Annotated in this window: 12 protein-coding genes; 2 read left to right on the forward strand and 10 right to left on the reverse strand. The window is 53.8% G+C overall.

What is annotated here, in order from left to right:
• Window positions 1–74: 74 nt before the first annotated feature.
• The 7 genes from solA to argH all read right to left on the reverse strand — a co-directional run bounded on the left by solA (window position 75) and on the right by argH (window position 6,477).
• Window positions 75–1,241 (reverse strand): N-methyl-L-tryptophan oxidase, encoded by a 1,167-nt coding sequence (gene solA / locus JW799_RS15690; protein WP_205433004.1) that lies wholly within the window; start codon window positions 1,239–1,241, stop codon window positions 75–77.
• Window positions 1,242–1,301: 60 nt separating this feature from the next.
• On the reverse strand, window positions 1,302–1,970 hold the full coding sequence (locus JW799_RS15695) for a carbohydrate ABC transporter permease (RefSeq protein WP_240353301.1): 669 nt from the start codon (window positions 1,968–1,970) through the stop codon (window positions 1,302–1,304).
• Window positions 1,971–2,184: 214 nt separating this feature from the next.
• Entirely contained in the window at window positions 2,185–3,120 is a 936-nt protein-coding gene (locus JW799_RS15700) for a carbohydrate ABC transporter permease (protein WP_205430592.1), read from the reverse strand.
• Window positions 3,121–3,185: 65 nt separating this feature from the next.
• Entirely contained in the window at window positions 3,186–4,388 is a 1,203-nt protein-coding gene (locus JW799_RS15705) for an extracellular solute-binding protein (protein ID WP_338026274.1), read from the reverse strand.
• Complete coding sequence (locus JW799_RS28735) at window positions 4,373–4,552, reverse strand: hypothetical protein (RefSeq protein ID WP_240353302.1); 180 nt, start codon at window positions 4,550–4,552, stop codon at window positions 4,373–4,375. The genes JW799_RS15705 and JW799_RS28735 overlap by 16 nt, the downstream gene beginning before the upstream one ends.
• Window positions 4,549–4,917 carry a hypothetical protein gene (locus JW799_RS15710; protein ID WP_205430593.1) on the reverse strand — a complete coding sequence of 123 codons (369 nt, stop codon included), beginning with the start codon at window positions 4,915–4,917 and terminating at the stop codon, window positions 4,549–4,551. Before JW799_RS15710 ends, JW799_RS28735 begins: the two co-directional genes overlap by 4 nt.
• A gap of 12 nt (window positions 4,918–4,929) precedes the next feature.
• Entirely contained in the window at window positions 4,930–6,477 is a 1,548-nt protein-coding gene (gene argH, locus JW799_RS15715; RefSeq protein ID WP_205430594.1) for an argininosuccinate lyase, read from the reverse strand.
• A 508-nt stretch (window positions 6,478–6,985) separates the two neighbouring features.
• Between argH and JW799_RS15720 the strand changes: the two genes are divergently transcribed.
• Together JW799_RS15720 and JW799_RS15725 are read left to right on the forward strand one after the other, a co-directional pair.
• Window positions 6,986–8,287 carry an IS1380 family transposase gene (locus JW799_RS15720; protein ID WP_205429816.1) on the forward strand — a complete coding sequence of 434 codons (1,302 nt, stop codon included), beginning with the start codon at window positions 6,986–6,988 and terminating at the stop codon, window positions 8,285–8,287.
• A gap of 212 nt (window positions 8,288–8,499) precedes the next feature.
• Window positions 8,500–9,690, forward strand: coding sequence for a replication-associated recombination protein A (locus tag JW799_RS15725; protein ID WP_205433006.1), 1,191 nt, complete (start codon window positions 8,500–8,502; stop codon window positions 9,688–9,690).
• Here the strand turns inward: JW799_RS15725 and JW799_RS30175 are convergent.
• Genes JW799_RS30175 through JW799_RS15740 form a run of 3 tightly spaced genes read right to left on the reverse strand, consistent with a single transcriptional unit; the run spans window position 9,687 to window position 12,103 of the window.
• On the reverse strand, window positions 9,687–9,917 hold the full coding sequence (locus JW799_RS30175; RefSeq protein WP_080832308.1) for a DUF5348 domain-containing protein: 231 nt from the start codon (window positions 9,915–9,917) through the stop codon (window positions 9,687–9,689). The genes JW799_RS15725 and JW799_RS30175 overlap by 4 nt on opposite strands.
• A gap of 3 nt (window positions 9,918–9,920) precedes the next feature.
• Window positions 9,921–10,724: an ExeA family protein gene (locus JW799_RS15735; protein WP_080832318.1), complete on the reverse strand. Its 804-nt coding sequence runs from the start codon at window positions 10,722–10,724 to the stop codon at window positions 9,921–9,923.
• Window positions 10,721–12,103 carry a DDE-type integrase/transposase/recombinase gene (locus tag JW799_RS15740; RefSeq protein WP_080832306.1) on the reverse strand — a complete coding sequence of 461 codons (1,383 nt, stop codon included), beginning with the start codon at window positions 12,101–12,103 and terminating at the stop codon, window positions 10,721–10,723. Before JW799_RS15740 ends, JW799_RS15735 begins: the two co-directional genes overlap by 4 nt.
• Window positions 12,104–12,214 lie beyond the last annotated feature (111 nt).

A 12,214-nucleotide genomic window follows, 5' to 3' on the forward strand; every position in this document is an offset into this window, starting at 1 on the left:
ACGTCAATATTAAATTAAAGATGTCCTTTACGGGTTCACGGCAGTGAGGCCTGCAATGAGGACATCCCCTTCCATTATGAAGTGTGACTTTGTCCGCTTGACGTCGCAGCGGAAAACCGGGATATGCGGAACGGCGAGATGTCCCAAGAGGTGTCCCCGTTCAGGGCCAAATCCGCCAATATTTCGCCCACCGCGCTTGAAAATTTATATCCGTGACCCGAAAAGCCTCCGGCTACGACCACGTTTGGGTAAAGCGGATGACTGTCGATGATAAAGTGTTCGTCCGGCGTCAATTCGTATTTGCACACCGCGCTACGCAGCAGCTTACCCGCAGCTTTGGGCAAGAACGTTTCCAGCGCTTTCCGCAAGTCTCCTTCATCCTCCGGATAAGATCCGAACGGGTGCAGATCTTTTCCCGGCTCCCACGGTACGCCGCCGTCGTGGCGACCGATCTTGACGCCGGCTCCGCCGATGCTCGGAAAACCATAGTAACTGCCTCTTTTCGTGCCGATTGTAAAGCCCGGGAAGACGCCCTCATTCAGCGACAATCCGGAAGTTTCGAACCACCCTACGACTTTGCGGACCGGACGGATCGGCAAAGAAAGGAAAGGCTGCAGCGTTCTGAACCATGCACCCGCGCTTAGGATGACGCGTTCGGCGTTATAGCTTCCATCCTTCGTCAGTATCGTAACGCTGCCGTCCTTTTCTACGCGAAGATCCAGGACGAATGTGTTCGCAGCCAGCTTCGCTCCGGCGCGCAGCGCCAGTTCCTTGTATGCTGAAATGCACCGTTCGCTGTACAGGTATCCGGCATTAGGCTCGTACATACCGCCAAATTCGTCCGGTACGTTCACTTCGGGCCATCGCCTGCGGATTTCTTCGCCTGTCAGCCATTCCGCCTTAACGCCTTGGCTTTCGGCGTCTGCTCGGCGCACCCGAAAGTCGTACACGGAGACATCCGCCATGTTGAGGACGCCGGATCTCTCCAGAAGCTTGTGTCCCGATACTTCCTCCAACTGCCGCCATTTATCGTCCGCTCTGAGCGCAAGGCTAACGTATGCTGGACCGCCATCGTACGCATGACGAATGAGACGCGGCTCGCCGTGATGGCTCCCTTCTCCGTGCGGCGGGTCAAAGGCGTCGATCAGCAGCGTATCGGCGCCCCTTTTGGCCAGTTCATAGCCTGCGCTCATCCCCATCGAACCGGCGCCGACAACGATTGCGTCATGTTTTTTCGAAATAGGGCCCACTTCCTTTGCTTGGTTAAATTCTTCAGCAGGTCGTACACTTCTCCCCTGTCTTCACTTCATCCCGCTTAGTGCAATTCCTTGAATGATTCGTTTCTGGAAAATCAAAAAGACGACAATGAGAGGAATCACGGAAACGGTGGCTGCAGTCATGATCAGAATCCACCCGCTGTTGTCCTTCATCTCGCTGGAGAAGAAGACCATCCCGACCGGGAGCGTATACTTGTTCTCCGTCTGCAGCACGATGAACGGCCAGATGAACTGGTTCCAGCTCGAAATGAAACTCAGGATCGCGAGCGTCGCCAGAGCGGGTTTCACGAGCGGAACCGCGATGGAGGAGAACACTCTCCACTCGTTCAATCCGTCGATGCGGGCCGCATCGAGCAGCTCTGAAGGCAAAGACTCCATGAATTGGCGCATGAGGAATATGCCGAATGCGGAAATCAAACCGGGCAGCAGCAAGCCGGTGTACGTATCCGATAACCCGAGCTTAGATGCCAGCAAGTACCAGGGAATGATGAGCATCTCGGTGGGCACCATCAGCGTGCTGATGATGAACAAGAAGATGGCGGTCCGCCCGGGAAATGAAAATTTAGCCAGCACGTAACCCACGATCGTATCGAAGAACAGTACCGACGCCGTCGTTACGACCGCTACGGCCGCCGTATTCGCGATCCATCGCCCGAAGGGGCCTTTACGAACAGGTCCGCGTAGTTGGTCCATGTGGCCGGCGACGGGATTAAGCCAAGATCGAACAAGTCCTTGGGCTCCTTGAACGAGGAAACGGCCATCCACAAAAACGGAAACAGCGTCACGGCGACCCCCCGAAAAGGAGCAGATAGCCGATGAGCGACCAGGTGCCGTACGGGATAGATCGCCTTCTAGTCCGGTATGCGGAAAAGCGGCCTTGATCCGGGTTCATACGGGTTCCTCCTTGTCAGTATTCGACCTTGCGATTTAAAATTTTGAGCTGCAGCAGCGTGAACGCCAGAATGAGAACAAACAGAACGACGGTGGCTGCCGAAGCGCTCCCCATATCAAAGTTTTTGAAAGCCAGCTTGTAGATATGATAGACGAGCGTACGAGTCGAGTTGAGCGGGCCTCCGTCCTGGGTCATGCTAACAATATGGGAGAACGCTTGAAGGTACGAGATGCCGGCGATAACGGCCGAGAACAGAATGACCGGATTGAGCAGCGGCACCGTAATGTGGCGGAATCGCCGCCAGGCGTTTGCGCCGTCGATATGCGCAGCTTCATGATACATCTTCGGGATGCCCTCCAGACCCGTCAAAAAGATTAGCATTTGGAACCCGACGCTTTGCCAAATCATGGACAAGGCGACGACGAACGGAGCCTGATCCGGGGATTGAAGAAACGGCTGCGCGGGCAGGCCGAGGTTAAGAAGCTGACCGTTAACCCATCCGTTTGGCATAAGCAGCCAGCGGAATACCCAACTGACCGCGACGATGTTCGTGACGTACGGGATGAAGTAGACCGTTCGGAAAAAGCCGCGCAGCCGGTTCGCGTTATGCAGCAGAAGAGCGACGACGAGCCCGGCTGCGAGTTGGCCAGGGATGCCTACCGCAACGAACAGGAACGTATTCGCCAGCGACTTGCGGAACGCTTCGTCCGCGAACAGGCCGGAGAAGTTGGCCCATCCGACATAGGGCTTCTCCGGTGAGAGCACATCCCATTCCCGTAAGCTGATATTGAAAGAGTACAGGATGGGGATCAGCCGGGTTAGGAGAAAATAGAGCAGCGGAACGCCCAGCATCAGATAGATGAAAATGTAGCGCTGCGCGCGGTAGTTCAGACGAATCGTCAGCGGCCTGCGCTCTCTGGACGCGCGGGACCGGGTCGCGTTCGAGATCATTCGGTCTTCCGTCCTCCTTCATGGGCAAGCGGGCGCCGGGCATAAACCGGCGCCCGTCGACCCGATTACTTCTTGTCGGCCTTTGCCCAGTAATCGTCGTAAAGCTTCTGCGTCTTGGCGACGAGGTCCTTGAACGCCGTTTCGACGGGCACGTTATTGAGCCGCACCTCGTTCGTCGCGTCGACGAACAGCGTTCGCTCTCCCGTCTCGTCGATGAAAAAGTGGGCCTTGCTGTAGTCCAACTGGCTGATGAACGGTCCGAGCTTCTCGTCCTTTAAATATTTGTCCTGCGCGGCAACCTCCTTCTGAGCGGGCAGCTCGCCGACCCTCTCCACCCATTGTTCCTGGACTTCCTTGCTCGTCAGGAACTGCAGGAATTTGACCGCGGCTTCCAGCTTCGCGCCGGTGACGTCTGCTGGAATCGCGTTCGCCCAGAACGAGGACGGGGCGGACTTGCTCTTGTACGATGGCAGCGGGGCAATGTCGTAATTCAGGTCCGGAGCGTCCGCCTTCAAGGAGCCGAGCCGGAAAGAGCCGTCTATATTGATGGCCGCATGTCCCGTCTTGAAGGCGGTGGCGTCGTCGGTGAAGATGCCGGTGGTGCCGACCTTGTGCTTGATCGCGAAGTCAAGCAGGTATTGAAACGCCTCCAGACCGGCCGGCGTGTCTGCCCACAGTACCTTGCGGCGGTCTTCACTTAAGTCCTGTCCCCCGGCCTGAAGCAGCAACCCGTCGCGGTACCAGTGGTGAAGCTGCGCCCCCGGTTCCCAAGCGAAGCCTTCGACAACGAATTGTCCGTTGGCGTCCTTTTCCGTCAGCTTCACGGCGTCCTTGACCAGCTCTTCCCACGTCGCGGGCGGCTCGACAATATTCGCCTTGGCGAACAAATCCTTGTTGTAAAACAAAGCCAATGTCCGAACGGCAGTCGGGATGGCCCAGTAGGAGCCGTCGATCTTTGCAGCCTCCACGAGAGGGTAATACCGGTTTTCGATTTCCGCCGCCGGAAAGGCGGATTCGGGCAACGGCTGCAGGAAACCGGACGAGACGTACTTCGGAAGCCAGCCGTAGTACAGGTTGATGACGTCCGGGCCTTTGCCCGCAGGAACGAGGGTCGCGACCTTTTCGTTGTATTGATCGTACGGAAAGTTCGTCTGCTTGACCGTAATGTTCGGGTTCTGCTCCTGGAATTGCTTGATCAGTTCGTCCATGAGCGTTACCTTGGCCGGATATTCGTACTGCCAGTACTCGATCGTTACTTTCTTCTGCACACCGCTTTCGGATACCGCGGAAGCGGACGGAGAAGCGGATCCGCTTGCTCCCGCGACGACGCGGATCCGGAGTTGCCGGTGTTGCCCCCGCCGCAGGCGGCGAGCAGCAAGGCTGCGGCTGCAAGTATGGATAGCGGTTTGAATGGTTTGATATTCATGATCATGATCGGACGATCTCCTTGGATTCGGTTTCGGATTGGGGAATGGACGGCTCCAGACGAAGCAGCTTTCTCGCGTTGTTGCCGAAGATCGCCGCAATCTGCACGGCGAGCTCTTCGTTTGACCAGCCGGTCAGGAAATTGAGTCCGCCGATGCCGTACCGGTCGAGTTCGTCTTTCCAGCGTTCGACGAGTGGACGGCTCGCCTGAGCGTCGTCGGCCTCTTCCGACGGAAGATCCCAGGTAAGACGCATCCGTTCGGACCGCTCGCTGGCGTATCGGGTAATTTTTTCGTGTTGGTCGTACAACTTGGGGTAGTTGTAAGGCAAATGTCCGTGAATGTCGAAAACGTTGAAACCGGGTCTGAACACGTTCATTCCTCCTTAAGCCCGTCTGGCGGCGGCTTCCCCTGTGGGATGATTCGCACGGCGAATCCGTTCGGTTAGGATAATATCCAGCATCTCGAGCTTGGAAGCCAATGCGGCATTCGCCCTTTCGGTCCACTCTTCCGCCTGTTTTCGCGCCGCCTCCTGATCCGCGAGCGCCCGCCTTAGCTCATCCGGACTCGGACCGCCCGGGATCGAACGGATTCGGACGAAGTGCTCCGGATCGAGCGCTTCCCTGAGCTCGTCGGCCGTCAGTGAAAGCGATCGTCCGACGATGTCCTCCGCAGCGGCGTTGAGTCCTTCCACTGTCAATTCCCGAACCGAAAGACCAGATGCGATCGCGGCTCGCACGAGCGTCGCGACGATTGCATGAGCGGTGCGGAAGGAGAGACCCTCCTTGCGAACCAACGTATCCGCCAGCTCCGTAACGGTCGCGAAGCTCGTCTCCGCCCTTCGGCGCAAAACGTCCTTGTCGACCTCAAGCGTCTCGATGATTCGCGCAAGAAGTCGGTAAGACGAATCCAGCGTCCGAAGCGTCCGCCACGCATAGGGCTGAAGATCGTCCTCCGTATCCACGATATCCCCAAAAGGCGTGTTATGGACCATCGCGAGCACCGTATTCGCATCCCCGACGCAGCTCGAAAGCAGCGACCTCAAGTGCTCGACCGAGACCGGATTCCGTTTTTGCGGCATGATCGAGCTGATCTGGACGTAGGGCGCTGCCACCTTGACGACGGCAAATTCCTGGGTCCCCCAGAGCAGCAGCTCCTGGACGAAGCGGCCGAGATTGACGGCGGCAAGCGATGCCGACGAGGCGATCTCGAGGACGTAATCCGCCCCGCTAACCGCGTCGTACGCATTCGCAATCGTTCCGTCGAAACCAAGCAGTTCTGCGGTCCTCTCCCGATCGATCGCGAATCCCGTCGTCGTCATCGCGGCCGCCCCCAGGCTGCTGCGGTTGCAATTGGCATAGGCGGCCCGCAGGCGCCGGACGTCACGGGACAACGAGTCCGACACCGCCGCGATATAATGCCCCAAGGTCGTCGGCTGTGCCTGCTGCGTATGCGTGTAGCCGATCATCAGCGTCTCCGCGTGTTCCTCGGCGAATGCGATAAGCCGCTGCTGCAGCTCCAGCGCGGAGTTCAGGACGCTCAGCAATTTGCTCCGCAAGACGATCCTGTAAATTGCAATCCCCATGTCGTTGCGGCTGCGGGCAAGATGCAGATAACCTGTCGGCTCCCCGCCTATTTGTGCCAGCTCATGCTCCACCTCGAAAAACAGATCCTCGAATTCGCCGGTGTAACGGCCGTTCTCCAGTTTCTCCAGATCGAGCTCCTGGAGCGCCTTCGCAATGATCGCCGCCTCCGGTCCGTTTACGAGCCGCTGCTCGTAGAGCATAATGAGATGCGCCTTGCTGACGGCGATCATCGGTCGCAGCAATTCCTTTTTGGCCTGTTCGTATGACGGCTCGAGCACGACCTCCGCGTAGGTTTTTCCAGGGAAGGCGCTTCCCTCCTCCCGGCGCCGGTCTTTCGCATCCAGCATCGCTCTTCGCTCCTATCCGCATGATCCGGCCGACCCAAACAAAAAGGAGACCTTCATCCCTCAAGGGATTCGGTCTCCAGTTGTCTGGTAGAAGCCGTATTATTCCAATAAAACCTACTTGTATGGTTTTATTTTAACATGGTAGCACCGGTACTCACGGAAAGTCAATGGCTTTCACAATCAATAATTGCTATGGGTCAATTTGATTTATTTATAGGAATCCGGCGGATCAAAGGCTGAAAGAGCGCAAGCTAAGGCGTTCACGATCAATCCGAACTGGAGAGCAAATTCCGGGAGCGTACGTTAGAGCAACTTTTTTTGATATTATAAAATCGTATTGCGAGATTCAACTTCAGAGTATAGAAACGAACGGATGGGGTAGAGTAAAATATGTAGTTATCCTGAATTTCGAAAGTTCCACTCTCTGAAAATATAAAAAGGGCTCCAAATCTTTGGTAGAATGGTGTTTGTCGAGAACACATCACCCAAAGAGAGGAGCACCTTTTAGGTGAAGTCTACCACAGCCATCAGCAAAATCAAGAGCGAATTTTCACTGCAAAACGCCACAAGCTTCGGTGGCGTCAAAATCTTTCTGGCCTTTCTCGAAAAAATCAAGCTGACCGAAGCAATGCGCAACCTCTCTGGCGGAAAAGCGCACAATGCGATTTTCCCTGTTCATCGAATTCTGCTCTACTTCATCGTCGGCTGGATGCTCGGCTGCGAGCGAATTTTCCATTTTCGTCGGTTGAAGTCTGACGCGCTGCTACTCCGTTTCCTTGGCGGACGTTGTCCACATCATAGCCTGTTGTATAAGGAACTGGGGAGACTGGGCCGAACCTGTCCGCAGCTGGCAACCGAGCTGAGGCTGCTCAATCAAGAGATCATCCGACCATGTTTACCGTCTGACCTTATTCTCGATCTGGATTCCACGGTGGAGACAGTGTACGGCGATCAGACCGGCGCGGCCAAGGGTACGAATCCACATAAGCCCGGACGTAAAAGCTACCATCCGTTACTGGCCTTTGAAGGACAAACTCGCTTGAATCTGAACGCGGTCCTACGGCCGGGCAACACCCACTCTTCCACTGACGCCGCCGCCTTTCTGCAGCAAACCTTCAAGCTTCTCGGCGAGCGCAAGGTGAAGTATGGTCGATTCGACAAAGGCTTCGGCGGCGAAGAATTCTATAGCCTCTGGGAAGGCCAAGGAATCGGTTACGTCGGCAAGCTCAAATGGACTCAGCGGCTCGCCAGTGAAGTCCAGGCTTGCCGTTATTGGACACGCTTTGTGGACGAGGATTGGATCATCGAAGGAATCAGCTTGATCTACAAAGCGACATCTTGGAGCAAGGCGCGTCGTGTAGCGGTTATTCGCAAAGCGCAAGTATTCGAAGACGGCCAAGGCCGAATCGTGTTTGATTCCGATTGGCAATACGAAGCCATCGTGACCAACCTGGAATGGGAAGCGATTGATCTATGGCGGTTTTACAACCAACGCTGCTGCATGGAGAACTACATCAAGGAAGCCAAAAACGGCTTCTCAATCGACCGTATCGCCACGAGCGATTTCAATGCCAATGAGTTGGACTTGCTCATTAAGCTGCTCGCTTACAACTTATTTGAGCGATTTAAACGCGACTGTTGCGAGCCCATTCACCAAGGCTATACGATCGCCCGTTTTCGCTTGGAGTTCTTTCATTGCGCAGCGACGCTCATTCGGCACGGCCGCTCCGTCGTATTGAAGCTGATGAAAGATTTCGCTGGTCGCTACGCCTGGAAGCGAATCGAGACCAAAGTGGCCTTGCTGGAATGATCAATATCCATAAAGTTACATGGAAAATGAACTTGCCCCTTCACTGGGGAGGGGGAAGAACCATCCGTAAATCGCGAAAGAATCCTACAGGAATGGAAAATACCCACATTTTTACACCCCGTACTCCTTTTGCATCACCACGTTATCTTGGACTTACGGGCTTTCGAAATTCAGGGTTATTTTTATTCTTCGAGAATCGGGAGGTAGTTCCCTTGTATCAAGGATCGTTAATTGAATCCAACAGCGATCGAAGCCGGCCTTTAGCAAACAGAGTACGCCCGCAACAATTAGATGAGTTTGTAGGTCAGAAACATTTGTTGGAAGAAGGAAAAGTTTTGCGTGACATGATTACAAATGACCAAGTATCGTCTATGATTTTTTGGGGACCTCCTGGAGTCGGAAAAACGACTTTGGCCAAGATCATAGCGAATCAAACTAAATCCAAATTCATTGATTTTAGCGCGGTAACCAGTGGGATTAAAGATATCCGAAATGTGATGAAAGAAGCCGAAGAAAACAGACAATTAGGGAATAAAACCATCTTATTTATCGATGAGATTCATAGATTTAACAAGGCACAGCAGGACGCTTTTCTCCCCTACGTTGAAAAAGGCAGCATTATTCTAATTGGAGCAACAACCGAAAATCCCTCTTTTGAAGTCAACTCGGCCTTGTTGTCTCGTAGTAAAGTGTTTGTCCTCCACCACTTAGCGAGTGGGGATATTGTTGAATTATTGGAAAGAGCAATTGTGAATCCTAACGGATTTGGGGATCAAGAGATTAAAGTAGAAGATGGTGTACTCTCCGCTATAGCAGAATTTTCAAATGGCGATGCCCGGGTTGCCTTAAATACTTTGGAAATGGCCGTTTTAAATGGGGAAAAACAAGGTGAATCTATTAAAATCGGCAAAGAAGATCTGATTCAGATCATTCATCGAAAATCACTATTGTATGACAAAGACGGAGAAGAACACTATAATATCATTTCCGCTTTGCATAAATCCATGCGAAACAGCGATGTGAATGCGGCTATTTATTGGTTAGCTCGAATGTTGGAATCGGGAGAAGATCCGTTGTTTATCGCTCGTCGGCTGGTTAGGTTTGCAAGTGAAGATGTGGGTTTGGCGGACAATCGTGCTTTGGAGATCGCCGTTTCGGTTTTTCAGGCGTGTCAATTCATAGGGATGCCGGAATGCGATGTGCATTTAACGCAAGCGGTCATTTATCTTAGCCTAGCCCCTAAATCGAATGCGGCTTATCTGGTGTCATCAGCCACTTTAATTGACGGTAGATTCGGAACCGCCAATGACGGTGGCTTTTTGCTTTCCTCACCGCCGTTTCGGAGACAATTATATTTCGCCTTTGTTTGTCGGCGTAAAAAAACTGCTCCGAAGAGCAGTTAGAACAGCGGTCGGACGCGGTACTTGGCATGTCGGTGGAGCCAGAACTTCGAATTTCCAAACTTCACGTACCAGTCCGTATCGAGCTCAAGGTTGGATGGCAAGAAGTGCTTTCCTACTTGAATCATCACGGCATCACCACAACGTAGCGAGCAAAGCAACTCTTCTCCATCGTACACGTTCCAACGCTCGGTATCTCCATGAAATCGTATCTCATTCATATTTGTCATCCCTCACTGTTCCTTAAATTCAGCTAGGATCCTCGTCACATGGACGGTATCAATCATTTTGTCTTTTCGCAGCACTGCATCCAGAAGCGCAGCGGTGCAGACGTTATTTATCTCTCGGCATATCCCCCGAGCATGCGCGTATATGGCGTCCATCGCTTCTGTCGTAAACACCGGCCCTGTACTTCCGGCAACCTCCAATTGGTGGGAGATGTAATCGCGGCACTCCTCGAGCGACAAGCCTTCCAAATGAAAACGCACGTTCATCCGCTGTGTAATCGGCTTGAAGATTCTCAGTTGCAACGTGGCCTGTAGTTCCGGCTGTCCAATGAGCAGCAGGGCAAGCGGCGAAATCGAGTCCATACGAAAATTCGTCAAAAAGCGTATTTCTTGCAGCATGTCTCCTGAAAGCAGGTGCGCTTCATCCACGACAATAACGGCGACCTTCTGCTGGTTCTCGTACAAATCCCATACGAGGTGCTGGAATTGCCGTTTGGCTTCGCTGCGCAGAAACTTGGGCGGCAAGCCGAAGTGGTGGAGGAGTTCACGGTAAAAGTCCCTTGGTTTCAGATTCGCATCCGACAGATAGATAAACCGGTACTTGTTCGGATCCAGTTGGTCTTTCAAGTAGCGAACGGCTGTCGACTTGCCGCAGCCAATTTCACCGGTGACGCAGCCAATCGAGCGAGTCATCACCATATACTGCATCCGTGCTACACATTCTTCGAATCGCTTGGAGCGGTGCAGATGCCGTGTTTCAATCTCCCGGGTGAACGGAACGCGCTCCCACCCGAAGAAACCACGAATCATGAGCGATTCACCTCTTTCATCGCTCGCGAAAGCGCAGCGCCTTGCGCTTCGCGGGTCTGCCGTTTCTGTTCTTCCACCAATAATTCCACATAGTTGAGGCCCGTCTTCGGCGGTTGCATGACGGCCTTCGGTTCATCCTGCTTCGGCCGGTTTTTCGGATCGCGGAGCTTCATTGGCTTCGCGTCTTCATAGCGCTGGCCGTCCTTCCACACCTGGATGACGGACAGGTCGTGCGGATCGAATCGCACCTGAATCTTCGAGCCGGCAAGCTCTGTCTGGACCTCGAATATCGTGCCCAGCAGCGAGATGCATCCCGTTTTGTCCACTTTGCGGGATTCCTCCAGCAAGAATACTTCTATGAGTTCATGCGGCGGCAACATGCGAATCGGGTGGTCGTCTTTTTGGTATCGGTCGACTGGGCGCTGCTTAAAGCTGTTGTGGACTTTCTGGTGGTAAGCAATCTCAAGCCACGCCGAGAAGAATCGATTCAAATCGTTAAGCGTCTGGATCTTCCCTTGTTCAATCAGGTCGTATGCCTCCGGCACAAAGCTCTGGTCGACAAATCGGAAGAACTTTTCTTGCTTCCCGCGTCCCATAGGACGTCCGGGGCGAGTATGCTTAAGCTCTGCCCCCAGTCGCCCGCAAATCCGCTCAAAATGGTGTGAAGAATAGATGGCGCCGTTATCGACATAGATCATTTCCGGCACTCCGTTCTTTAAAATCGCCTTCTTCAGGCAATCCTCCAGCCGGGCCACACGTTCCTCGAAATAGAACTGGCCATGCACAACGAAGCGAGAGTAATCGTCAATGAAAATAACCAGATAGGCCATGACCTTCTTGCCGGGCTTGTCCGGATGCGGAAGGTAAAGGGTATGCTGCACATCGCCTTGCCACATGCTATTTCGGTGCGTGGCTTCAAACCGGCGAAAGTGGCTCCACCCCGTATTCAGTAACGCTTTGCGCGTGACGCCGCGGCGGCGAAGCTGCTTGCTAAGCGTGCTTTCTTTCAGGGTGCCGGGGGCCACGAATGCCGCCAGTTCCAGAATCGCAATAATCTGCCTGACGCTTCGGCCGGGTTGCTCCTGCTTTAAGGCAATCGCTTTGGCAAGCACATCCTCGGGGATTTCCCTGGTCGTGAGTTTGTCTGCTCGGACGGAGGGCAACAGCGCCTCCCATCCGCCTTCGCGATACGCTTTTAAATATCGCTCAAGCGTTCGTAGACTAATTCTCCTTCGCTGTCCCGACGACGTTTCATACTCATGGCTTACAATTTCGCGCATCAACGCCATCTGTTCTCCGGGATCCAATTTGCGGCTAACCAGTGATGCAATTAAGCCATAACGGAAGTTGGCTTCTTGCTGCCTTGCTTGCTCATCCATGCTAAATCTCCTCTCCCTGTGGTCTATGAGAGTATCGCATAGACGCTAGAAGCCAGGGAGGGCGCATATTTTGTGGGATCAGGAGGGCAACTTGCCGTCCAGGCGATTTTT

The sequence above is a fragment of the Cohnella algarum genome (assembly GCF_016937515.1).
GTDB classification, from domain to species: domain Bacteria; phylum Bacillota; class Bacilli; order Paenibacillales; family Paenibacillaceae; genus Cohnella; species Cohnella algarum.